At 56.5% G+C, this 22,863-nt stretch carries 18 protein-coding genes; 8 read left to right on the forward strand and 10 right to left on the reverse strand.

What is annotated here, in order from left to right:
• Nucleotides 1–218 precede the first annotated feature (218 nt).
• Together THTE_RS13855 and THTE_RS13860 are read right to left on the reverse strand one after the other, a co-directional pair.
• Nucleotides 219–1,376, reverse strand: coding sequence for a DNA topoisomerase IV subunit A (locus tag THTE_RS13855; protein ID WP_095415984.1), 1,158 nt, complete (start codon nucleotides 1,374–1,376; stop codon nucleotides 219–221).
• A 256-nt stretch (nucleotides 1,377–1,632) separates the two neighbouring features.
• A complete protein-coding gene (locus tag THTE_RS13860) occupies nucleotides 1,633–3,207 on the reverse strand; it encodes a hypothetical protein (protein ID WP_095415985.1) in 1,575 nt (524 codons plus the stop codon).
• Between the two features lie 388 nt (nucleotides 3,208–3,595).
• Here THTE_RS13860 and THTE_RS13865 point away from each other — a divergent pair, with 388 nt between their 5' ends.
• The 3 genes from THTE_RS13865 (at nucleotide 3,596) to THTE_RS13875 (ending at nucleotide 7,562) form a co-directional block, all read left to right on the forward strand.
• Nucleotides 3,596–5,728: an alpha/beta hydrolase family protein gene (locus tag THTE_RS13865; RefSeq protein WP_207651721.1), complete on the forward strand. Its 2,133-nt coding sequence runs from the start codon at nucleotides 3,596–3,598 to the stop codon at nucleotides 5,726–5,728.
• 247 nt (nucleotides 5,729–5,975) lie between these two features.
• Entirely contained in the window at nucleotides 5,976–6,548 is a 573-nt protein-coding gene (locus tag THTE_RS13870; protein ID WP_095415986.1) for a GNAT family N-acetyltransferase, read from the forward strand.
• 87 nt (nucleotides 6,549–6,635) lie between these two features.
• Entirely contained in the window at nucleotides 6,636–7,562 is a 927-nt protein-coding gene (locus THTE_RS13875) for an aldo/keto reductase (RefSeq protein ID WP_095415987.1), read from the forward strand.
• A 203-nt stretch (nucleotides 7,563–7,765) separates the two neighbouring features.
• On the opposite strand, the gene fabF is transcribed toward THTE_RS13875, so the two are convergent.
• The 5 genes from fabF to THTE_RS13900 all read right to left on the reverse strand — a co-directional run bounded on the left by fabF (nucleotide 7,766) and on the right by THTE_RS13900 (nucleotide 11,895).
• Entirely contained in the window at nucleotides 7,766–9,049 is a 1,284-nt protein-coding gene (gene fabF, locus THTE_RS13880) for a beta-ketoacyl-ACP synthase II (protein ID WP_095415988.1), read from the reverse strand.
• 178 nt (nucleotides 9,050–9,227) lie between these two features.
• On the reverse strand, nucleotides 9,228–9,737 hold the full coding sequence (locus THTE_RS13885) for a 3-hydroxyacyl-ACP dehydratase FabZ family protein (RefSeq protein ID WP_095415989.1): 510 nt from the start codon (nucleotides 9,735–9,737) through the stop codon (nucleotides 9,228–9,230).
• Between the two features lie 79 nt (nucleotides 9,738–9,816).
• Nucleotides 9,817–10,224, reverse strand: coding sequence for an acyl carrier protein (locus THTE_RS13890; protein WP_095415990.1), 408 nt, complete (start codon nucleotides 10,222–10,224; stop codon nucleotides 9,817–9,819).
• 175 nt (nucleotides 10,225–10,399) lie between these two features.
• The gene (locus THTE_RS13895) at nucleotides 10,400–11,158 is read right to left on the reverse strand and encodes an SDR family NAD(P)-dependent oxidoreductase (protein ID WP_095415991.1); all 759 of its coding nucleotides are present in this window, start codon (nucleotides 11,156–11,158) and stop codon (nucleotides 10,400–10,402) included.
• Nucleotides 11,159–11,334: 176 nt separating this feature from the next.
• Nucleotides 11,335–11,895: a 3-hydroxyacyl-ACP dehydratase FabZ family protein gene (locus THTE_RS13900; RefSeq protein WP_095415992.1), complete on the reverse strand. Its 561-nt coding sequence runs from the start codon at nucleotides 11,893–11,895 to the stop codon at nucleotides 11,335–11,337.
• Between the two features lie 488 nt (nucleotides 11,896–12,383).
• On the opposite strand from THTE_RS13900, the gene THTE_RS13905 reads away from it, so the two are divergent.
• Nucleotides 12,384–14,951 carry a COG1361 family protein gene (locus THTE_RS13905; protein WP_095415993.1) on the forward strand — a complete coding sequence of 856 codons (2,568 nt, stop codon included), beginning with the start codon at nucleotides 12,384–12,386 and terminating at the stop codon, nucleotides 14,949–14,951.
• Nucleotides 14,952–15,037: 86 nt separating this feature from the next.
• Here the strand turns inward: THTE_RS13905 and THTE_RS13910 are convergent, their stop codons facing one another.
• Both THTE_RS13910 and THTE_RS13915 read right to left on the reverse strand, forming a co-directional pair.
• A complete protein-coding gene (locus THTE_RS13910) occupies nucleotides 15,038–15,304 on the reverse strand; it encodes a hypothetical protein (RefSeq protein ID WP_095415994.1) in 267 nt (88 codons plus the stop codon).
• A gap of 62 nt (nucleotides 15,305–15,366) precedes the next feature.
• Entirely contained in the window at nucleotides 15,367–16,140 is a 774-nt protein-coding gene (locus tag THTE_RS13915) for a 3-keto-disaccharide hydrolase (protein WP_207651722.1), read from the reverse strand.
• 619 nt (nucleotides 16,141–16,759) lie between these two features.
• On the opposite strand from THTE_RS13915, the gene gcvT reads away from it, so the two are divergent.
• Both gcvT and THTE_RS13925 read left to right on the forward strand, forming a co-directional pair.
• Entirely contained in the window at nucleotides 16,760–18,031 is a 1,272-nt protein-coding gene (gcvT, locus tag THTE_RS13920; RefSeq protein WP_095415995.1) for a glycine cleavage system aminomethyltransferase GcvT, read from the forward strand.
• Between the two features lie 41 nt (nucleotides 18,032–18,072).
• Nucleotides 18,073–19,449 carry a serine hydroxymethyltransferase gene (locus tag THTE_RS13925; RefSeq protein WP_095415996.1) on the forward strand — a complete coding sequence of 459 codons (1,377 nt, stop codon included), beginning with the start codon at nucleotides 18,073–18,075 and terminating at the stop codon, nucleotides 19,447–19,449.
• 12 nt (nucleotides 19,450–19,461) lie between these two features.
• Here THTE_RS13925 and THTE_RS13930 read toward each other — a convergent pair whose 3' ends face one another.
• Nucleotides 19,462–19,995 carry a nitroreductase family protein gene (locus THTE_RS13930; RefSeq protein WP_095415997.1) on the reverse strand — a complete coding sequence of 178 codons (534 nt, stop codon included), beginning with the start codon at nucleotides 19,993–19,995 and terminating at the stop codon, nucleotides 19,462–19,464.
• A gap of 236 nt (nucleotides 19,996–20,231) precedes the next feature.
• On the opposite strand from THTE_RS13930, the gene corA reads away from it, so the two are divergent.
• Both corA and THTE_RS13940 read left to right on the forward strand, forming a co-directional pair.
• Nucleotides 20,232–21,446, forward strand: coding sequence for a magnesium/cobalt transporter CorA (gene corA / locus THTE_RS13935; RefSeq protein ID WP_095415998.1), 1,215 nt, complete (start codon nucleotides 20,232–20,234; stop codon nucleotides 21,444–21,446).
• Nucleotides 21,447–21,628: 182 nt separating this feature from the next.
• Nucleotides 21,629–22,822: an STN domain-containing protein gene (locus tag THTE_RS13940; protein ID WP_157732113.1), complete on the forward strand. Its 1,194-nt coding sequence runs from the start codon at nucleotides 21,629–21,631 to the stop codon at nucleotides 22,820–22,822.
• Nucleotides 22,823–22,863: the final 41 nt, after the last annotated feature.

The raw sequence follows: 22,863 nt of genomic DNA on the forward strand, positions 1-22,863 counted from the left end.
TGACCGGCTGGCGGATGCACGAGGGCAATTGTCCGCACGCGGGTCCACGACATCCCAGACGCATTGTCTGCGTCGGTGATGCGTGATGCGTATGTCGGAGGGCATGTGCTGGCTGGGGAACGTTGATAAGAAAACGTTCCGATCCCACCGGGAAATGGCGGACCTGAACTGTGGCCAGGGAGGCACTCAACGATTGCGTCCAAAATACGGTAGTCCGGTCAATCCAGCCAGTCGCCGTCTCGCAATCGTTGTGGGGCATACACCTCGGTGACGTAGCTGATGTCCTTGGAAATGAGGGCTTCAACCTCGAGCTTGAAGCCGTTGTCGAGAAGCTTTTTGATCTCGTCCTGCCAGGCCTTCTTATGCTTGAACCAGGGATATTCCATGATTTGTTTGGCTCGTTTGCGGTCCGCTTCGGTGAGGGCAATCGTGACAGACTCTGAAAGGCCGCAGCGTTCGAAATCAAAGGATCGCAGTCCAAGGAATCGGGCTTCTGGAATGGCCATTCGCTGCGATTCATAGGCCAGATTGATCGACCCCTGCTTGATCACGCTGTAGATGTAATATCCCCATGGGTCATTATCCAGAAGGCAGTAGATTGGCAGCCCCAGCTCGTAATGCAGGCGGTGCAGCAACCGCCGCACACCACGGGGTGGCTGCCCCATGCCGTGTGTAAGAATGCATTTGTGTTTTTTCCAGAATTTGTCCTCGTTGAAGCGCCGCCAAACGGTATCTTTTTCTACGTGGAGGACAAACTTTGCATCGCATTTGACGAACTGGATAACGTTGGGTTCCACAATCGAGGGAATCGCATAGCCACCCGAACCCATGCGGGTGCAGTCGATCTCATCCCCGCTGTCCACGATGGTGATTTCTCCCACCATCGCCCCCCGGTTCGTGGCGTACACATGGAGTTCCTCACGAAGGGCGTTCAGGGTGACTTCGACATCTTCAATAATCGGGTCGCATTCCTCTTGTGTGGCGAACGTTTCCTCCTTGGTCCCTTCGATGGTGTGCTTGAGGAGGTAGAACAATCCACGGATGCTGGTCGTCTTCCCCTGCTCGATCAATCGCTTGCAACCGCTGGCCACGAGCATTGTCTGCATATAACTTTTGGCCTGGGCAAGGTTGAAAAGATGACGACGGTTCTTGGCCTTGCCCATCTCAATGAATCGTTTCTTCTTGTTGAAATAGACGTTGGAAAGTGTCCGCGCGGGGATGTCGATATAGGGGTCTTTGCGGGCCTTCGCGGCCTGGATGACATGGTCCGCAAGGGCCTGGATCCGTTCCAGCGTCCGTTGGTCTCGTTCGTCCAAGGCCACTGCCGTGGTGGTAACCTGTTCTTCCTGGTTAGCCTTTCTCTTTTTTTTCGCCATGGGACTCACCGTTTATGTCAGGGATCGCCGATCTCACATTTCACGGTCCGTCAATTCTTTTAATGTACGGGCGAAAAAAGAGCCGGAAAAGGCCGACTTTTCGCCACCCTTTCCGGCTTAAGACTGGTGAACGAAATGTTGTTCCTCTCAAAGAGCTAAATACCGCCATTCAACCAGCGGCAGCGCAGACAATCGTTGTGGGTCCTCGAGCGGCGGCCGCAACGAGGACGAACTCAGGCGCCGATATCGGAATTGGTCATGCCTCCTCGATGACCGACCAGCCCAGTTTGTCCGCCAGTCCGAAGACCGCCTCTTTGAGGTTCCCGTACACGGTCACACGATGCCAGCCCCAGGCGTCCCATTGTGTGAACAATTTCTCGATATCGCCCACGGGTTCGCCGCACAATTTGGTGCGGCAGGCACGGTCATCCAGGGAATTCCCAACGCTCTTCGCCTGATGGAAGAGGATCTGCTTGCGCTCCGGTGCCAATTCGACGGTTGTTGTTATGTAACCTTCGGGCATGAGCGATCGCACGGAAGCTCCCTGGCGATCCTCGGAGTGGGTGAGGATCTGGAAGGGATTCGCCGGACCATTGGGGCCGAACACCTTATTGGATGCCACGCAGTGCGCGTAGATAATCTGTCGCTTGGCCGTATCGATTACGGGATCGGAGATGAAGCCCGGTCGCCCCTTTGTCATGGCAGTCATGACCACCATCGTGATCGTCGATCGCAGATCGCACTCGCAGGCACCGATCAGCCCACTGTTGTTAAGTTCGTGAAATCCCAAACAGGGATAGGCGTGGATATGACCGCCGTAGAAACCGCCCAGGCAATTGATTGTGATCGCGTTGGCACCGTGGGCTTGCAAAACGGCTTTTTCCGCCAGATACATGGCCGCAGATTGTTCAAGAGTTTCGCGAGAGACACCCTCGATCAGGGCGGCTGTGTTTTGCCATCGGTCTGCGATCTCCCGGGCCTCGTCTTTGTCTACGGTTTCCCAGGCCTTATTGAGCTCCTCGAAGGGTACTGAAATGACAGGCACTCCCAGCTCTTTCTGGATTGCATCGGAGATTCCCGGCCACCCACCTCCCACGGCGAGAATTTTGGCTTCTTTGATGGCCTTGAGCGTATCCTCCGGTGAAAGTGGGTTCAAAGCGTCCGGGAGGGATGTCAGATCACCGGCGGCCGGGGTTTTGTCACGCCGGAGTTTGGTGACCGCTGCGACAAAGTCTGCCGTCGAACCGCCCTGTTTTACAATTTGAAAGCATCGAGCGGCCGCCACGTGGTCGTCCATATTGGAGGACGCCACAAACGCCACGTTCGGCTTGTTCTGGCGGAGGAAACTCGCCGTGTACACGAGGAAGCCGCCGCTCCCTCCGAACTGGAAGTCAACATAGAGCACCGGCTTACCCGTGTCGGCAATTGTCTGCACAACGCGATTCCAGCAATTCATCTGGTAAACAATGTAACCGTCAGGCGGGTTTGCTTTGTCTTCCTCGACGATCTTCGCAGCCGCTTCCGGACCATTGGCCATGGCAGGAAGAAAGTCCGTGTCCGGGCAACCATTCTTGAGCGTTTGCTCGATTCGCGCCATAACCGGCCGGAAGTCGAAACCCTTGTTCGGCCAGTCGGGGCCTTCCTGAACAGGACCATGAAGAGCGAAAATCAGGCGGATTCGCAAGCGGGTGGATTCCGCCCCGTGGGATTCCCGCGGAGATGGCCGAATCATCGTCGTGGCAGCCGCACAGGCTGCACATCCAGCCAGGAAACGCCGTCGTGTGACACAGCAGGCACATCCGCCAGAGACGACAGAGAGCGCGGTCTTCATAGTTCGTCCTCCCGTCAGCGTGATTGAGCAGTTAGGCAGAAACACTCGCAGGTATTCGGGCCCGCACGTCATCGCTGGAAGGTAGATGCAGAACCCTCTGTAGCGAGAACCGGCAGGCGTCGAACCTGCGGCAAACAATGACCTTCGTGGTCATGTTAAGGCTAACCTTTAAGCTGTGAGAATTCAAGCAGAAACGTGAGACGTTTCATGATGTTACTGAAGATAGGGAAGCCGGTATCTTGTGAGGGCTGCCTCTGGTTGGTCCAATATTTGGCGCGTGAGTGGCCGGTGTGCTGGGATCGCTTGACCCTGCCCCTCCGCAATCGGTTTTGCTTGTGTGCATGCAATCCACTGCATGAAAAGAGGTGCACGAAAAGAGGAGTTGGCCATGAACGCGGGAAGACGCAGTCTTGGGCACTCAGTCGTTTGGGGAGTCGTGTTTGTGGCTGTGGTTGTCAGTGGCAACGTGGCGTTGGGTCAACCGCGGCCAGAGTGGCGCCCGCTCGGCCCTTTGCCGGGCGACAGCATGCTAAGCCGCTACTTCGAGCACGAAGTTGCCGTCCTTCGAGAGAACTGTCTGTCTGACATTAAAACACGAGCGGATTGGGAGCAGCGATGTGAGGAATACCGCCGCCAACTTCGTGAAATGCTGGGACTCGATCCCTGGCCAGCGAAAAGTGATCTAAAAGTGACGGTAACAGGCGCAATTGATCGAGAGGATTTTCGCGTGGAAAAGCTGTACTATCAATCTCTTCCGGGATTATACGTCACTGCCAATCTGTATTTGCCGAAAAATGTTTCAGGTCGAGTGCCTGCCGTTCTCTACCTGTGTGGTCACTCGCAGGTGAAGATTGATAACGTGAGCTACGGTAATAAGACGCACTACCATTTTCATGCCGTCTGGTTTGCGCGGCACGGATACGCCTGCCTGGTACTGGATAGCTTGCAACTTGGAGAAATTGAGGGGATCCACCACGGGACCTATCGCTACGGAATGTGGTGGTGGAACAACCGTGGTTATACCCCGGCGGGAGTTGAAGCCTGGAACTGTGTAAGGGCGATCGACTATTTGCAGACCCGTGCCGAGGTCGACCCAGAACGGATTGGGGTCACTGGCCGCAGTGGAGGCGGGGCCTACAGTTGGTGGATCGCCGCGATCGACCCGCGTGTCAAGGTGGCGGTACCCGTGGCCGGTATCACAGATCTTCAGAACCACGTCGTGGATGGCTGTGTGGAGGGACACTGCGATTGTATGTATTTCGTCAACACGTACCGCTGGGATTATCCCATAGTCGCCGCTCTGGTGGCCCCCCGCCCGCTTTTAATCGTCAATGGTGATCATGACCCCATTTTTCCTGAGGATGGCGTTCGCAGAGTGTACGAGACTGCGCGCAAGATTTATCGCTTGTACGATGCCGAGGATAAAATCGGCATTTTCATTACCAAAGCAGCTCATGATGATATTCAGCCCATTCAAGAGGCGGCCTTTCGATGGATCGATCGTCATCTTTTGGGCAAAGAGCGGGAAGTCTATGACCCCGTCGAAAAGGTTTTCACGCCTCAAGAGCTGAAGGTTCTGGAAAAGATTCCCGAAGACCAGCTCAACACAATAATTCATGACCATTTCGTTCCGACGGCACCGATTGTCTTTCCGGAGAACGTTTCCCAATGGCAAGAACTTAAAACTCGGTGGATCAGTCTATTGAAACAAAAATGTTTCAGGGGCTGGCCCGCCAACCTGCCCTCACCATCCTGGAAGAACGTCAAGGAGGCGGAGGCCGACGGAATCCGGCTGGTGAGGGCGGAACTTCCGGTGCAGGATGAGGTTATTCTGCCCATTTACTACCTCCGCGGTGCGGACGGGACACCCAGGCAGATAGAAATCGAGCTGCTCGATCAGGACGATTGGTCCCGGTGGCTGTCCGGTTTGAAACTGCATTTCTCTGAAATCCTCGGCCAGGACCTTGTCACCGATGAGGAGAAAACCCTTCAAGGGAGCGAGGAAGCGTGGCAGAGCGTGAAGTCGCGGATAACGAATGCTCCCGGCACCATGCTGGTTCTGCTGTTGCCACGAGGCATCGGCCCAACGGCCTGGAACTCGGATGCGAAGAAACGCACTCAGATTGAGCGGCGGTTCATGCTCATTGGTCAAACCAGCGACGGAATGCGCATCTTTGATATCGTGCGGGTCATCCAGTCAATTCGTGGGCAAAACGCCTGGAAAGGAATACCCCTAACGATGAAAGCCCAGGGACGTTTCGGGGTCCTTGCGTGCTACGCCAGTGTTTTTGAACCGGTGGATACGCTCATCCTGACAAACATGCCGACAAGTCACCGCGACGGACCCTACATCCTCAACAGCTCACGAGTTCTGGAAGTTCCCCAGGCTGTGTTGCTCGCTGCCGATCGAAGTCGCGTTGAGCTTAACACGCAGAGAACCGAGGATTGGCAGGCTCCGATTGCGGCTGCGAAGCGCCTCGGTTGGCCTGAGGATCAACTGAAAGTGAGTCCGACGCAGTGAAGCCGTGGAATAGCCGGAGGGATAATTAGGGAACAGCTTTGACCTCCGTCACACACGTCCCACTTCCGGGCGCCGTGAAGCGTCTTCTCGCGGCCCGTTGGACCGTCAAGCGACTGGCTGGCGGGTGTGTTCCGCGCAAACACCATCCCTCAGAATCCTGGTCACGTTGACCGCGAACCGGGGGTGACCTAGACTGAGGTTAGGTCGATGTCACCCCCTGCTAATCTCGAGTGAGGGACACGGCGGCATGGGCTGGACGTATTTTAAACGATACCGAATGGAAATCGACTTACAAAATCGCGTCCTAGAAGAGCCCGCGGTGCCTGAAGGGTACACTTTTCTGCCGTGGCAGCCCGATTTGCTCGACATTCATGCTCGGGTGAAACACATCAGTTTTCGCGGGGAGATTGACGCCAACGTGTTTCCCTGCTTTCTGGACGAGTCAAGCTGCCGTCGGCTGATGTTAGCAATTGTCCGTAAGCCGGGCTTCCTCCCCCAGGCGACCTGGCTGGCCGTGTTTCGGGGACAATCTTCGGACGACGGTGTCTGCGAATATTGCGGCACGATACAGGGTATTTTGGATCCCAATACCGGGATCGGAAGTATCCAGAATGTCGGCGTCACTCCTGCACACCGCAATCGAGGCGTGGGACGGGGATTGCTCTATCGAGCATTAAAAGGATTTCAACAGGCAGGTGCTCCGCGAGTGTTTCTTGAAGTGACTGCTGAAAATGAAGGCGCGATTCGCCTCTATCAACGGGTGGGGTTTATCATCACGCAGACGGTATATAAAGTTGCCGAATTCCCGGCCCCCCGATAGAATGACGCGTGCCGATTGAGCATCGCGTTGAACAGTTCAACGCGTAAGGTCGTCAGGATTCGTTTGCCTAGCAGAGGGAGATCGATAATGTCGCTCGATCGACGTTCCTTCCTTGCCAATACAGCGACCATTGGTGCGGGATTGTGGCTTGAAAGCCACCTCGCAGCGCAGCGGCCGGCGCACGCGAGCACAAGCAGCTTTTCAACTGACCCAGTCGCGCTGGTGCCGCTGGGGAAACACCTCAAGGCGACGCGTATCGGGATTGGCTTCGGCATGCGGGCGTTCAATCGCCAGTCGAATCTTACGCGTCGGGGATTGGAGCACGCGGAGCGAGTTGTCCGCTACGCTTATGATGCGGGTATCCGATTGTTCGATAATGCCGACCTTTACGGTTCCCATCAGTATGTTGCCCGCGCATTACGCGATAAGCCGCGAGACAGCTACGTGCTCGTGACAAAGGTGTGGTTCCATCCCTCGGGTATCCCCGAGGAAGATCGCACTGACGCCGACAAGGCGGTCCAGCGTTTCCTTAAGGAACTTAACACCGATTATATTGATCTGGTGCAAATTCACTGCATGATGAACGGTCAATGGACGGACACGATGCGGCGACAGATGGACCTCCTTGAGGACCTGAAGCAGAAGGGGCTGATTCGAGCACACGGCGTTTCCTGCCACGCCGTTTCCGCGCTGGAGGCAGCGGCCGAGTCAGATTGGGTCGACGTCGTGCATGCCCGCGTCAATCATCTGGGCACGAAAATGGACGACAAGCCCGAGGTGGTGATGCCGGTCCTGAAACGGATTCACGATTCGGGGAAGGGCGTCATCGGGATGAAAATTGTCGGCGAAGGGGCGTTCCGCAATGACCCTGCCTTGCGGGATCGGGCCATTGAGTTCGCGATTCGCTCCGGGTGCGTGGACGTCATGATTGTCGGATTCGAATTGCCCGAGGAGATTGATGATTTCAAGCAGCGTGTCGCCAGCACCCTGGAAAAATTGGCCAGTGTGGCTTAGCGCCAGAATTATCAAGCCCGAACTATCATTTGATAGCGCTTGACGCTGTAGGCTGCCGATCACCTTTGTTAAAAAGCGGTGCTGCTCGGTGGCGATTTAGACCGGCCTGGCTCGATGAGTGGAATCCTGCCGCGCGAGCGGTGAATTTATCCCCGTAGTACGTTCGACGGGGGGACAATCCCGATGGGATGCGACGGTGGCGTTCAGCCTGTGAAGCGACTGACAATCAGGCTGATATTCTGACCTCCGAAGCCAAAACTGTTACTGAGGGCGATATCGCACTTAGCTTCTCGGGCAACGTTCGGCACGTAGTCGAGGTCGCATTCCGGGTCAGGCGTTTCGTAATTGATCGTCGGGGGGAGTACATTGTCCCGAATGGCCAGCAGACAGATGATCAGCTCTGTCGCCCCGGCGGCCGCGATGAGATGCCCCATCATGCTCTTGGTGCTGGAGACCGGCAATTTGTACGCATAGTCGCCGAAGACCTTCTTGATGGCGAGGGTTTCCACTTTATCGTTGACCACGGTACTTGTACCGTGGGCATTGATGTAATCAACGTCTTCCGGGTTGATGCCCGCGTCCTTCAACGCCATCTGCATGCAGCTAATGGCACCGCGGCCTTCGGGATGGGTGTCGGTGATCCGGTAGGCGTCGGCTGTTGTGCCATAACCGATGACCTCACCGTAAATTCGGGCACCCCGACGCTTGGCGTGTTCCAATTCCTCCAGGATGACCATCCCGGCACCTTCGCCCAAGACGAATCCATCACGGTTGCGATCAAATGGGCGGGAGGCCTTTTGGGGGGGATCGTTCTGCGTGCTCAGCGCCGTGAGAAGGCAGAAGCCTGTCACGCCGAAGGGATGGATCATCGTATGGGTTCCCCCGGAGAGCATGATATCGGCTTCGCCGCGACGAATAATCTCCACGGCCTCGCCGATCGCCTGACTGCTCGCCGCGCATGCCGTCAGACAGTTCATGTTCGGGCCTTGGGCGTTGAACAGCCCGGCCAGATGACCTGCCGGCATATTGGGTTCCTGCTCGAGCTCTTCGATCGGATGAAGGATTTCGAGCCCTTTTTTCGTGAATTTGACAACGTCCAGTTCGCCATCCGAAAGGGCCGCCACCATCATCTGGGTGAAGCGGTGAAAATCCTGCTGTCCTTCGCCGCTGCCAGTGTAGACCCCAAATCGCGTGGGATCGATTTTCGCTGAATCAAGCCCCGCGTCCTGCCATGCTTTTTTCGCGGCTCCGATAGCGAAATGCGTGTGACGCCCCTGGAACTTCCACTCTTCGGGATCCTCACCGACGTCGGCCAGGCTCCAGTTCTTTACCTCCGCCGCAATCCGAGTGGGAAAATGGCTGGCGTCGAAGAGCGTGATATAGTCGATACCTGACTCGCCGTTAAGGAGGCGACGCCAAACAGTTTCGAGATCCGCACCCAGCGGGGTGACCATTCCCATTCCAGTAATGACAACGCGGCGCCTCATGGAGCTAGCTCCGATTACTGCTCAGCGGATTCTGCGACTTCCAGTGATTGCCGACAATTGATGATATCGGGCGTCCATTGGCAACTTCATGGGTAGGCTATCAAGATCAGTTAACTGATCCTATTTTAAACGCTACACGGAGAGACGACACAGCGATAGGATTCTCCCCAATTCCCGGCTACGCCGATTCCTCGGGCGGTTCCTTCAGTGGGGATCCGTCGGCGGCTTTTCCCACCTCGTAGGCCCGAAGGATTCGCATCATGTGCGTCAGCGTTCCGGGATCAAAGAGTTCCCGGTCATTGAATTCCTCACCGAGATGGGCGAAGACCAGTTCCATCTCGGCCTGAAGGGTTTCGCCCTTGTGGCTGGTTGCCTTGACAACCGCTCCATGGGGATGGATGTGCTCGATGGTGGCTGTGTAAGTGAGCACGTCGCCGGGCACAGCCTCGCAGTAAAACTTAGCGTGGGGAACCTTGGCCAGCACCACTTTCAGCCTGAACTGGTTGTATTCCCCAACCAGCAGGCCGCCCGTCTGGGCCACGCCTTCAATGACGAGGCTGTTGGGCATGACAGGATAGCCGGGAAAGTGATCGTGAAGATATTCTTCGGCCAGGGAGACATTCTTGATCGCCCTGGCCATCCGCCCGCTGTGGAATTCGATAAACCGATCGATCCAGTACCACCGCATATTCTGGGCTCAAAGTTTAAAAATCAGCACGCGTCGGGATGCACCCGTTCGGCGGCCCCCTCCGCATCGATGCCGACCGTCATGCTGAGGCCTGGCCTTCCTGCTGCTGGAGCTTCAGCTCCACAAACCGACACATGTCGCGTACCGTCAGCAGATTGGCAAAGTCCTGAACCAGAGGATTCCGGGCAAATTGGTCCAACTCGGCAAACGGCATCCGCTTGCGGAGTTCGGCGAGGCCCGCCTCGGTGAATTTACCGTCTTTGACGTACTCCGGATTGGTCAAAATATCCTCCGGGAACAGTTCGCCTCGCGGAATTTTGATATTGAACGTTTTTTCCAGCTTGAACACGATGTCGAGGAAGTCGATCGACTCCGCACCGAGGTCCCCCACCAGTGTAGCCTCAGGCTTGACCTCCTCTTCGTCTACGGCCAGTGCGTCTACGAGCACCTCGCGAACCTTCTGATAAATCTCCTCCTGGGTGAGCATTGCAGTCTCCCTTTGACCAATCCGAAACCTATCAAATCCACATTTCCGCATCCGCCCGGCAGTCCTCTGGAATGAACAGCATCCGACTACCGGGACGTCCTCGTGCGTACCAATTCTCCGGAATTTGTATGCCAGCCAAGGGTCCCAGGGTGGGAAAGTCTTATTATAACTCGTCTCAATAGCCGCCCAAGCTCAACCCCCCATCCACGCGAATGATCTGGCCGGTGATATAGGAGGCTTCGTCACTGGCCAAGAATGCGACCAGGTGAGCGACTTCCTCGGGTGTGCCGACACGCCGGAGCGGAATAATCTCCTTGATTTTGGCCCCGGCAAGCCCTCTGACAGCCTCACTCATGTCAGTTTCGATCATGCCGGGGGCGACGGCATTGACGCGGACCCCGCGGGGAGCGAACTCCTTGGCGAGAGCTCGCGTCAGGCCATTGATGCCTCCCTTGCTAGCCGCATAATTAGCCTGCCCGCGGGAGGAAAACTCCGCAGCCGTGCTGGACAGATTCACAATGCTTCCCTGACGCTGCGAAAGCATTGGCTGGGCAACCGCCCGGCAGCAGTTAAATGTTCCGGTCAAATTTGTTTCCAGCACTTCTCGCCATTGCTCGTCGGTCATTGTCCCCACGAGGCCATCGCGGATCACGCCCGCTGAGTTCACCAATACGTCGATTCTGCCTCGCGCATTGAGGATTTTTTCAACTATTTGTTGAATCCGGGCGGAGTCACGGACATCCGCCTGCTCAGCGTGGACTTTGGCACCTTCGGCGGTGAGATCATTCATCACCGCTGCCGCCGCCAACTGGTTGGACTGATACAAAAACCAGACTTCTGCGCCCTCCCGGGCCAGTTGAAAGACGCAGGCCCGCCCAATTCCTCGAGAGCCCCCTGTTACTAACGCAACCTTGTTTTCAAATCGATGCTTCATTCGTCACTGACCGTTTCTTGAGGGGAGAGCACGCAAATTTAACGCGAACCGGTACGATCTCTGCGAAAAAGCTCGGCGATCGTGGTATTCCCCGTATTCCCCGCCGATGACATTGCCCATCTGTCGCTCATCTCTTGCGGAAACACCGCGCCGTGGCCTCGCCCGTTTCATGCATGTCACGAGCTTTTGGACATGACCGACTGAGCGACGGAGCGCGATCCCGCAAAGGGATCTGTATTTTTGGGGGGCTCGCTGTTGGGCATTTTTCCACCAGCCAGCAGCAAGCTCAGCAGTTTCCTCATGTCCCGTTTTACCGAATCGTCCAAATTTGCGCAGGTGGGATCACGCTCGGCCAGGTTGTATCGCTCCATAACAAGGCGTGCGCTCACGGTGGTTTTGCCGTTGAGCATCCCTTCTGCCTGGACTTCGGTGAGCCGGCCATCGTCTCGGAGGATTTCGACTCTCACCTGCAGCACCTGGCCTGGCTCTACAAATTGTCCAAAGCGGACACGTTTTGCCTCTTTCAGCACCACGATACTGTGGGCAAAGTCTTCGGTGATTCGCACCAGCCATGCGGCGGACTGGGTGAGAGCCTCCAGCATGAGCACGCCGGGCAAAACAGGAAAGTTAGGAAAGTGGTCCGCGAGGTACTCTTCGCAAAGCGAGAGCGCTTTTACCGCGGTAATCTCTTTGCCAGGCTTGACGTCGATAATCCTGTCAACCAGTGAAAACCGCATGGCAAAACGGTCCGTCTGTACGACTATGGCGGATGGCGTGCAACAATCGCCCGGGCCTCACTCGCACCGCTGAGCGGGATTGTAAAAACATTGAGTATACAGGCCTGCCCTTTTTGTCACAACCTATATTTCTTTCCCGCGTTTTTCGGCTGAACACAACGCAGCCAAACGCCCCATCCATCGACTGGACTCAGACCACCATAAGGTAGTAACAGCTATTCGGCAAGGTCTACCGGCCGCGACTGCCTAAGTTTTGGATATGCCTTCTGTAACCCCCCCTATCAAACTAGTTAATGTCCCACGAATCGGCCATGGAATCCCTGCGCCTAATGCGGCGTCGGCTTTGTTGGCATAAACGGAATATTCGATTCATCCCGCCAAATCCTCTAATCTAATTCAATCGCCCCGTCCGATACAGTCCTTGAGGGAAAGTAGCGATCTTTCCACGCGGGAAATGTGGCGACTCCTTGTTTCAGAGGAGTGACGTGATGAGGCTGACCGTTCTTTTCCTTTCGATTATTTTGGCGTGCACGCTGGGTCATCCTTTGGCATTGAGCGACACGCCGGATCGGCCTCTGGGGCTGCTGGACCGAATTGAAAACTTCGGCGAAAGAATCTTTCCCGGTAAACGACCGGCAAAGAAAACCCAGACCGCCAATATGCAAACCGAGGCAGGGGAAGCTTCCTCAAGGCGGGCGGGCTCAGCTTTCGTTGATGAAGAGAGGAGTCCGCTCACTCCGCGACCGGACCCGGTGGTGAGTGGCACCGTACCCCGCAACTCGGTCCCTACCGATGCGCCCGCCGCAGGTGAGTCATCGACGCGAAGTTCGACATCACCAACCCGGTCGGGCGAACCGCATCTCGCTCAACCGGTTTCCGACTCTGGCACTAAGGATTTTGGTGTACCCACTGTGCCTCCCCGGCCCACACTGGCCACGGTCGGCGACGAAGCCCTGCCTTCTAGTTCGCGCCCACCGCTCTATCAGCGATTGTTGGACTACCGGCAATCCCCGTTTACCTCGAACCGAACTCTCGAGGCGCCGCAGGCTGCACCGTCTCAAACGGTGATTGACAAGAGTACACCGGGCCTTCAACCGCCGGCGCAGCCCACGGAGCCGGAATCGCCTGTCCCCACAATGGTCAATTCAGCGCAAGTGGCCCCGACGGGACAACCAGGCCGTTCACCAGCAACACTCGCGAGCCAGACAAGCACGCCTGAGGGGGGAAGCCCGGCGACCGCCACGGTTGATCAGGCGGCGCGCAGCCTGCTGTCCTCAAGCAGTGGAATCGCTCCGCAGACCGTGGCCGCGCAACCGGTCGAAGTCGAATCAGCCCAAGTCCGCCCGCAGCGGCCAACTGTTGGTAGGTCTCCAGCCGCGCAGACCCCGTTATCGGTGCAAGCGTCTGTCCAAAACATGCCTCGGGTTTCAGGCAACTCGCGCGATGTGAGCTCTTCACCTACCGGAAACGTAGGACGCACACCAAACGGGCAAACATCGGCGGAGGAACGTGGTACGGGGACGAACTCACCCACTCTGGCAAAATCTCCCACTCCAGCGCAGAGCAGCAAAGATTTCACCTCTGCGGTGCCGACACCTGCGAGGCCAGCGGATCATCGGACGGTTGGAACCGTTTCCGGCGTTTTGAACGGACCTGTTCTCGTCGTGGACACAGTGGGGCCGGAAAGCATCACTTTGGGAAAACCTGGGAGTTATGAGATCCACCTGAAAAACCAGGGCGGGCGCGAAGCGAACGCCGTTCGCGTCACCGTTGCGATCCCGCGGTGGGCCGAGGTGGTCGGTTATGAAGCCTCTGCAGGGGACACGACGGCAACTCCAGACGCCAGTGGTACTGCACTGGTGTGGACGCTCCCGGTGATCGGGGCAGGCAAAACGGAAAAGCTTTCTTTGCAGTTAATTCCGCGGGGAAGCCAAACCATCGATCTGGCGATTCAGTACACGTTTGCCCCGCCGCGTACGGAGGCGAAAATCGAAGTTCGGGAACCCAAACTCCAGGTGCATGTGGAAGGCCCCCAAGAGGTCCTGTTTGGACGTTCTGAAGTGTATCGCCTGGTTGTTTCCAATGTTGGTACGGCCGACGCGGAAGACGTCACGGTTGCCATTCAACCACTGAACAAGTCGCAAAAGGACCCCATCACGCAGCTCCTGGGCAGTCTTGCGCCGGGACAGAAACGCGTCATCGAACTGGAGTTGGTCGCTCGTGAAACGGGGAAAATGCTCTTGAGCGTTGACGCCACGGCAGTTGGAAACGTTGCGGCCCACGCTGATCACGAGATCGCAATCGTCAAACCGGATTTGAGCGTATCGCTCACCGGCCCGAGCCTGCAGTTCGTTGGTCAAAGCGACGAGTACGTTGTGCACGTGGAGAACCCCGGGACTGCTCCTGCAGAAAATGTGCGAATCCAGCTTCGTTATTCGAGTGCGCTCGAGCCGGTTCGAAAGGCGTTACAAGGGGCGCGAATTGACGGGCGTGTCATCAGTTGGACAATCCCGTCCCTTCCGCCTGGAGAAAAACAGAGCTTTCAGATACCCTGTCAGTTTCTGGCGGATGGTGAGGCACGCCTGATGGTGGATGGTGTGGCAGAAGGGGGGCTGACGGCTCAATCCTCCTTGGTGACGGTAGTCCAAGCTGTGCCCAACCTGGTGCTTCACGTGGAAGACCCGGGCCGACCCCTGCCCGTGGGACAGGAAGGGACGTACCGCATCGTGGTCGAGAACAAAGGGAGTAAAGCGGCGGCCGACGTCTTTGTGGTTGGCTTTTTCTCGGAAGGGATCGAGCCCTTTGCAGCGGAAGGAGCCCCCCACAGGATCCTTCCTGGTCAAGTGGTGTTTGACAAAATTGAACAACTTGCGCCCGGCCAAAAGCTCGTGCTTACCATTCGGGCGAAAGCCCAGGAATCCGGCAATCACATCTTCCGGGCGGAGGTTCGCTGCGCTAGCTCAGCAACCCAACTGGCTTTTGAGACGACTACCCATTACTTCGATCCGGTGCTTGCCACGCGGCCTCCCGCGGCACAGCCTTCGCAGGTTCGCTGAGTTGGCCGCGGCCAGGCGACATAATGCTGACGAAATAGGTTAACTGCGATGGATGCGTCTTTGCTGAGCAACGAAGCAGACACGGGTTAACGTCGGCCCACGAATAATCCAACCAGGAAGCCCGCCACGGCAGCACCGGCAGAAACGCCTCCCACCAGCAACGGATCGAAAGAGAAATAGTTCACGAGATAGCCAAACACGCTGGCCGCCAGCAAAAACACGGCCAAACAAAGCAACCCCATCACCACCGCCATCCGCCGCAGCGCGCGTCGGATGAGGATGAGCTGTTCCGCGAGGTCGTAATTGTTCGCCGGATTGGTCGTTTGACGGTCCCCAGCTTCTTGACTCGGCATCGCTTCGACCTTATCTACGGGGCCAGCACCTCTGAATGCCACAATGGACGGCGTGTCCTTCTTCAAGGCAGGGTAACCAGCCGGAGGCGAATGTTGCGGTAGGCCACCGGACCATGATCGCCCTGGAGCATGAGCGGTCCAAGCGGCTTTTCATCGGTAAAATGCGACGCTCTGGTCGGGCCGGTAACTTCCACATTCTCGTGGATGAGAACGCCGTTGTGGATGACTTTCACGAATCGAGCATTTTCGATCTTTTTGCCCGACGAATCAAACCGGGGAGCGCGGAAGACAACGTCAAAAGTTTGCCACTCTCCTGGCTTTTTGGCGGCGTTGACCCGGGGGGCGTGTCCTTCATAACCGCCCTGAGGGCCCCAGCGCTGGTAGATCCCGCCGCAGTCGCTGTACGTAGGGTTTTTCACACCCCAACTGTCAAATATCTGGATTTCATATCGCCCTTGAAAATACACGCCTGAATTAGATCCCTTCGGGACCATGAATTCAATGTGGGCGATGACGTCGCCGTGCTCAATGACCGTGAAGAGGTCCACCGTTTTTCCCGAAGGACCGTTGTAGAGGACTCCCTGACCGGGTTTCACCGCCAGTCGTTGGGGTTGCTGGGGGTCCATCATGGCCTCGCCCACAATGGCCCATTCTCCATGCGGCTCACGCCAGGCCGAAAGGTCCTCCATGCTGATGACGACTGTTTTCTCACCGGCCGCCGGCGCCGGTTGCGCTTCTTCCGATCGGCCGCCAGACGCAGGCAGCAGGACAGCCAGCAAGGATCCGAATACCAAAACCATTTTCCGCGAGATAAACAAGCCGCGCTGTTTCGTCATGACGCATCTCCCGTTTAGTTTGTGCACCGTTGCCACAGCTGAACGCCTATTTAAAAGCGCCGATTGCGGGACGTCAACAAGGCGTCGGTGTGACCCGCCCTCACTTTTGCAGAAACGACATGCGATGAGCGTGGAGCGTTGGTAGGGACAATCCATGAATAGCCCCTACCGGTGCCGTGGGCCGGGTGGGACTGGACCCCTCAGTCCGTGACATGATTCGGGTGCAACCGGAATGCTCGAACGGCATGGAACTCGTCTCTATTGAAGGGACGCCCTGGCCATTGATTTTCTCATCCCCATCGCTGTCGGCGTGGGACCTGTGTCTATTGAAAGGTCGCTTTCCACGGCGTCCGTCGAACACGGAGGCTCACGCTTGTCGTGCCGGCTACTGCAAAACGGAGTATCCCACGTTGAGAGGTGGACCTGACAAGCGGCTCCCTCCGAGCTGACGCGAACCCGTGTGGACGTCACCGTTCCCATCGCCAGCGGAAAAATGGGGATGGGTCAGGTGCCCCACGGTTGCCTTGCACGGTAACGATTTGCAAAAATACATGGTTTCGGTTGTCAGAAACCAAGCCGGAATAGTTTTTTCGAGAGCGTGATTAATTCAGCATTCTGAATGCAAAAACTTTCTGAATCCCTGGAGTCAAGCGTGACGCCCCTCACGTGTACACCTCTCGCTGATTGGCATAGAGAGCATGGTGCCCGTATGACGAGTTTTGCCGGATGGAACATGCCTTTGCACTTCTCATCCGGTATCCTTCAGGAACACCTCGGTGTTCGAAAGTTTGGTGGTCTCTTTGACATCAGCCACATGGGCCGCTTTCGAATAACCGGGCCAGACGCTGTGACATTCCTGCGTCGTGTACTGACAAATGACGCGGCACGGCTCGAACTGTGGCAAGCTCAGTACACCATTCTGGCCCAAGAAGACGGATCTGCCCTGGACGATGCGTACCTTTTCCGATTTCCGGATGGCTATTGCCTGGTTGTGAACGCCGCCAACACCGAACAGGATTGGCACCATTTGAAGGAGCACGCGAAAGGCTTATCCGTAGCACTGGAAGATATAACAGGCACAACGGGAATGCTGGCGGTTCAGGGACCTCGAACGGAAGAACTCCTGCAAAAGCTGCTTACGGAGGGTCAACTGCTACCCCCTGCCCGAAACAGTGTCTCCGAAGCCGGGCTGCTGGATATTGATCTCCGCATTTCCCGAACAGGATACACGGGGGAACCGGTGGGTTTTGAACTGTTTTTACCGGCCGAGCATACGCTCCGCGTGTGGGAAGGACTGGTGGAAGCAGGAGAGTCGCTGGGAATCCGACCTGTAGGATTGGGGGCGAGGGACACGCTCCGCCTGGAAGCCGGTTTGACACTTTTCGGGCACGAACTGGGCCTGGCTCCCGATGGCACCCCTATACCCGTCTTCGCTGCGCCTTCTGCTAGCGTGGCCGTCAATCTTGCGCCGGATCGTGGTGACTTCATCGGACGACGCGCCCTGGAGGCCCAGTCGGCCGCCTATCGGAGTTATCGCCAGGGGACGACACACCCTCACGAGAGTTTGCCGCGGTTGATTCGGCCTCTCGCGATTCTCGGCCCCGGAGTTGCCCGACAGGGTGACGAGGTGTACTGGCACGGCCAGAAAGTGGGTTGGGTGACCAGCGGCACAGTGGTACCGTACTGGGTGTTTACAGGCGAAGAAGCCAATGCGGTTCCCACGGAGAAGACGGCACGACGGGCGATCGCCCTGGCATATCTCAACGCGGAAGTCCCGCAAGAGGCTTTTGTGGAGGTAAATGTCCGCGGTCGCACACTTCCCGCCCGTGTTGTACGGCGGCATGGCCGAAGCGATCTTCCTCCGTACTTTCGACCTATTATTGTGCAGTGAGGCTCTAAATACCGTTCGTACTGGCGAGGTAACAAATCACCATGTCAGATAAAGTCAGAACACTGCTCGAAAAAACTCTGGAAAATCACACCTGGCGACAGCAACAGTGCATCAACCTCATTCCCTCAGAAATGACGCCCTCCCCGCTGGTCCGCCTCATTCAGGTCACGGACCCCGTCGGGCGATATGCCGAGCATAATTTCCTTCAGCAGCTCAATCGTGAAGTGTATTACTACCAGGGAACCAAGTTTATTGAATGGGTTGAGCAGCAACTCATTCAGGAATTGGGGCAGTATCTTGGCACAGACCTTGTGGAGCCACGATTGATCAGCGGTCAAACGGCCAACATGGCCGTCTTCAGCGCCCTCGTGGCGTTCCGAAATCAAGATAAGAAGCAGGGAGAGCTGGAGCGGATTCACGGGGTCCTCAATCATCATCTCAATTTGGGTGGTCATCTGAGTGCCCAGGCGATGGGTCCCCTTCGCGACTATGTGGCACGGGATCCCGCCACCGGCCGATTCATGATCAAACATTTCCCGGTGCGGCAGGATAATCCTTATCAGGTGGATATCGAGGCAACTGCTTCTCTCCTAGAAACTTTTGCCCCCGAACTCGTCATCTTCGGGAAGAGCATGTTTATCTGCCGTGAGCCGGTGAAGCAAGTATGTCAAATCCTTTCCCAGCTCAAGCAACGCCCCCTGGTGATGTATGATGCCGCCCACGTCCTGGGTATTCTGGGGCCCGCCTTCCAAGACCCTTTCGCCGAAGGGGCGAATATTGTGACCGGCTCCACACACAAGACCTTCTTCGGAACCCAGCGGGGAATCATCGCGGCACGATTTGATTCAGACTCGCCGCACGCAGCGCTCTGGGATCACATCCGGCGGCGAGCGTTTCCTGGTTTTCTCAGCAACCATCATCTGGGCACCCTCCTCGGTCTGCTTCTGGCGGCCATGGAGATGAACACCTACCGAGAAAGCTATCAAACTCAGGTGCTCAAAAACGCCAAGGCGTTCGCCAGGGCTCTCCACCACTGTGGGATTCAGGTTGAGGGTGATCCCGCCGTGGATTACACGGAAACCCACCAGGTTTTGGTTCGCGTGGGTTCCCACCAGGGAATCGAAGCGGCAGAGCGGCTGGAGGACTCCAACATTATCGTCAATTATCAGGCCCTGCCCGGCGACGAAAACTTCGCTGCCAGTTCAGGAATTCGGATGGGCGTGGCGGAAATGACACGCTTTGGCATGCGCGAGCAGGATTTTCAGGAACTGGCTGAGCTCATCGCTGATGTGTTACTCCGCGGACAGCGCGTCGCCGATACAGTGGTCAAATTCCGCAGTCGGTTCCTTCAGATGCAATACTGCTTTGCCCCCAAAAATTGGCCGGAGCTTACTGAGAGACTCCTGGCGACATTCTAACACCAGAACGCCTTATTGCGTTGCTCCCCAACGGTTGAACCAGGCACGTTTTTCAAATGGGAGTTTTTCCCTCTGTTGTCCGGGCTCCGCTGGTATACCGATGGGCAAAAGGACCCGCACCTGGAGCTCGGCGGGAACGCCCAACATTTCCCCGATTCGTTCGGCAATCCGGTTGTAGCGGAGGGCTCCGTCAATCCACACCGTTGCGTACCCAAGCGCTGTGATGGCCAGAAGCATGTTTTCCACGGCCGCAGCACAGTCCTCGATATGAAAGGAAACATTCCCCATCACGGGACGGGGATCCGTAACACACACGATCATGGCTTTGGCCGTGATGCAAACAGGTTTGTTTTCGAAGAGTGAAGCAATCCGCTGAATGAGCTGCGGATCGTCCACAATCACAAAACTCGTGGTCTGCGCGTTCTTCCCCGAGGGTGCACGGATACCCGCCTCCACGATTTTCCGCAGGTGTTCTCGGGGGACCGGAACATCCTTGAAAGGTCCGCGATAACTGTAGCGCTTCTCGATGGCTTCAAAGACATCCATAAATCCCTCCCGTCCAAGTCACCCCTCGCAGATGGGGTACCCGTCCCTATTGCCGATGATTGATCAGGATCCCTTTAATGTTACCGAACGGAGAGCCTTTCTTTCATCCAAACGATAACAATTGCGGTGTGTTGTTCACTCATCATGATCATGATCTCGCGTTCGGCAACGTCCAGCAAGCACGTTTCGCAGGCAACAAATCTAACAGTTACACCCGACAATGAGGACGTGGCTTTATGATCCAAGGTTACCATTCCCCGGAGCCCAGAAAATCGCGGAGAAGCACTCGCTACCGCATTCGGCGACGAACACCCCCTGGCGCGGCGCCCGGTACAATCATCCCGGAACCAACATCCCAGCCTCCCAGGATAACACTAACCCACGTCCTTCCCGAAAGCCTTGAAGAACAAGAAATCCAACAACCTGCGATGATTCGGAGCTGGCTGAGTCGGCCTGGCTGGATCTGGTGTGATATCGACGGGCCCGGAGATAGCCAATTTATTTCCGAGGTCGCCCAGGTGTTCAACCTCCATCCGCTGGCTCTGGAAGACGTCGTGAATACCCACCAGAGGGCCAAGGTGGAAGAGTACAACGGAACTTTATTCATCACCATGCGTCTGCCTCACATTGCGGAAAATGGCATCATCGAGAGCGAGCAGATCAGTATATTCCTCGGCCCAAATTTCCTGGTCAGTTTTCAACCTCGACCGGGTGACGCGTTCACCTGCATCCGAAAACGCTTTCACAACCCAGAAAGCCCACTCCGCCAGCTCGGGCCTTCCTACCTGGCATACTCACTGATCGACCTGATCATCGACCACTATTTTCCCGTGCTCGACTTTCTCGGCGAAAAGCTGGAGTCATTGGAGGAAAAAGTAACGAGTGCCGACGCCAGAAAAGTTCTCAGGGAAATTCACGATCTCCGGCGGGAACTTCTTTATCTGCGCCGTATTCTGTGGCCTCATAGAGATGCGGTTCAATCCCTGCTTCGCGACTATCTCACTCTTCTTCCCAAGATAGTGAGAGTTCATCTTCGGGATTGCTGGGATCATGTGGTTTTGCTTCTCGATCTGACAGAAACATACCGGGAACTGTGCGCCGATCTTCGCGACTACTGCCTCTCAGCCATCAGCAACCGCATGAATGAAGTCATGAAATGGCTGACGCTCATCGCCACGATCTTTATTCCCCTGAGCTTTATCGCAGGTGTTTATGGAATGAACTTCGATCCCGACGCTTCTCCCTGGAATATGCCGGAACTGAGGTGGTACTACGGATATCCATTTTCATTGCTCCTTATGCTGGCAGTGGCCACTTTGATGATTTGGGTTTTCTATCGCCGCGGCTGGATCGGTCAGGACTGGCCAATTTCAGATTCGGTTCTTCACCGATCTCCCGCCACACGGGTTGAGAACCAAGCTTCTCGGAGAGACATGCCTTCGCCAGGGTAGCCATGAACAACGGAGATAAACGACCTTCCGGTAATGGGGAGCGTTCCGTGGCGGTCGCTTCCTGGCCTGTTGTGCCCGGTCGAAAAGCACCGCGTTGACGGACCAGGTGTTCATTTCATAGATTTTCGATGGAGTCAGACTTCGGAAAACCAAGCCACAGTTTTACGATGGAGAAGAGACGATTGAATCGTTCAGTAGTCGTTTCCATCGCCGTCCTTGGAGTGAGCGTTTTCGCGTCGTTTGCGAACTGTGCCAGCGGTCAAACTCCTCCGACCTCTGTATCACGGCTTTTCTTTGCGTCGGGAGAGGCGTTCTGGCAGCGGCTGGAGCAAACCACGAGCATCTACTGGACGGATGTACCCCTCCGCGAAGGGCTTCTTCGTCTCGCCGAAACTCATGGGGTAGCCATTGTTCTTGACCGACGGTGTGATCCTGGAGAGCCAGTGACACTCACCGTCCGCCAGCAATCCCTCCGCGATGTACTATCGGCGATCGCCCACCAGCGAAGTTGTGAGTTGGGATTCTTGGTGCCCGTTGTGTACATAGGCCCGGCGGAAGCAGCCAACTGGCTGGAAATTATTGCCGCGCAGCGGCGAAAGGAACTCCAGGCCCTGGGGCGAGTGGGTACGGCCGCCTTGCGGCCATCGCCTGTTTCCTGGCCCCGCCTGAGCACGCCCCGAAACCTGGTCCTCCAGTGGGCAAAGGAGGCAGGCTGGCAACTCGCCAACGCTGAAGAGATCCCGCACGATTTATGGCCGGAAGCAAATCTTCCTGCTCTCACCATTGCCGACCGCATCACGCTGGTCCTTTTTCAGTTCGACCTGACCTACCAGGTTAGCGAAACCGGAGTGATGACGGTTGCGCCGTTGGCGCCGCAAAATGGGGAAATAAAACGTTTTTGGGTCGGAAACAAAACCAGCGTTTTGGCTCAACGATGGGAGCAGCAATTTCCCGGCTGTATCGTCGTGCCGTCGGGGCCGGAAATCGTCGTTCAGGGACCGCCGGAAACACTCCGCGAACTGGCCCGACTGGCCTCGGACCTCGCCTCGTCGCAACAGTCGCGTTCGTCCCCAAATTCGACCGCCGCTGCTACAACGGATCCTTTCGCTCAACGCCGTTTTACAGTCAAAGACGGACGCGGCACCCTGGAAGGCGTCATCACGCAACTATCGCGGCAACTGGGAATGGAGGTCCAGTTCGATACCGAGGCGGCCAGGCGAGAGGGAATTCGGCTCGATCAACTCATTGAATTCCGAGTCACGAACGCCACGGTTGACGAACTCTGGCGAGCCATCCTGGAACCCCGAGGTCTCACCTTCGTTCGAATGGGCCGAACGATTCGAATTTTCCCCTCCTCGCACACCAGCGCACGTTGAGAGGCGGCCTTTTGTGTCTCCGGGGTATCTTCACTCGCGGG

The sequence above is a fragment of the Thermogutta terrifontis genome, assembly GCF_002277955.1.
Lineage (GTDB): Bacteria > Planctomycetota > Planctomycetia > Pirellulales > Thermoguttaceae > Thermogutta > Thermogutta terrifontis.

What these genes read in the sequence shown, in the direction of transcription:
- THTE_RS13900 (WP_095415992.1), bottom strand. Translation starts at nt 11,895, where the DNA reads ATGCGGTTTTCACTGGTTGACAGGATTATCGACGTCAAGCCTGGCAAA.
- corA (WP_095415998.1), top strand. Translation starts at nt 20,232, where the DNA reads ATGATCCAAGGTTACCATTCCCCGGAGCCCAGAAAATCGCGGAGAAGC.
- THTE_RS13925 (WP_095415996.1), top strand. Translation starts at nt 18,073, where the DNA reads ATGTCAGATAAAGTCAGAACACTGCTCGAAAAAACTCTGGAAAATCAC.
- THTE_RS13930 (WP_095415997.1), bottom strand. Translation starts at nt 19,995, where the DNA reads ATGGATGTCTTTGAAGCCATCGAGAAGCGCTACAGTTATCGCGGACCT.
- THTE_RS13860 (WP_095415985.1), bottom strand. Translation starts at nt 3,207, where the DNA reads ATGAAGACCGCGCTCTCTGTCGTCTCTGGCGGATGTGCCTGCTGTGTC.
- THTE_RS13895 (WP_095415991.1), bottom strand. Translation starts at nt 11,158, where the DNA reads ATGAAGCATCGATTTGAAAACAAGGTTGCGTTAGTAACAGGGGGCTCT.
- THTE_RS13870 (WP_095415986.1), top strand. Translation starts at nt 5,976, where the DNA reads ATGGGCTGGACGTATTTTAAACGATACCGAATGGAAATCGACTTACAA.
- gcvT (WP_095415995.1), top strand. Translation starts at nt 16,760, where the DNA reads ATGCAAAAACTTTCTGAATCCCTGGAGTCAAGCGTGACGCCCCTCACG.
- THTE_RS13885 (WP_095415989.1), bottom strand. Translation starts at nt 9,737, where the DNA reads ATGCGGTGGTACTGGATCGATCGGTTTATCGAATTCCACAGCGGGCGG.
- THTE_RS13890 (WP_095415990.1), bottom strand. Translation starts at nt 10,224, where the DNA reads ATGCTCACCCAGGAGGAGATTTATCAGAAGGTTCGCGAGGTGCTCGTA.
- THTE_RS13875 (WP_095415987.1), top strand. Translation starts at nt 6,636, where the DNA reads ATGTCGCTCGATCGACGTTCCTTCCTTGCCAATACAGCGACCATTGGT.
- THTE_RS13910 (WP_095415994.1), bottom strand. Translation starts at nt 15,304, where the DNA reads ATGCCGAGTCAAGAAGCTGGGGACCGTCAAACGACCAATCCGGCGAAC.
- THTE_RS13905 (WP_095415993.1), top strand. Translation starts at nt 12,384, where the DNA reads ATGAGGCTGACCGTTCTTTTCCTTTCGATTATTTTGGCGTGCACGCTG.
- THTE_RS13915 (WP_207651722.1), bottom strand. Translation starts at nt 16,140, where the DNA reads ATGACGAAACAGCGCGGCTTGTTTATCTCGCGGAAAATGGTTTTGGTA.
- fabF (WP_095415988.1), bottom strand. Translation starts at nt 9,049, where the DNA reads ATGAGGCGCCGCGTTGTCATTACTGGAATGGGAATGGTCACCCCGCTG.
- THTE_RS13865 (WP_207651721.1), top strand. Translation starts at nt 3,596, where the DNA reads ATGAACGCGGGAAGACGCAGTCTTGGGCACTCAGTCGTTTGGGGAGTC.
- THTE_RS13855 (WP_095415984.1), bottom strand. Translation starts at nt 1,376, where the DNA reads ATGGCGAAAAAAAAGAGAAAGGCTAACCAGGAAGAACAGGTTACCACC.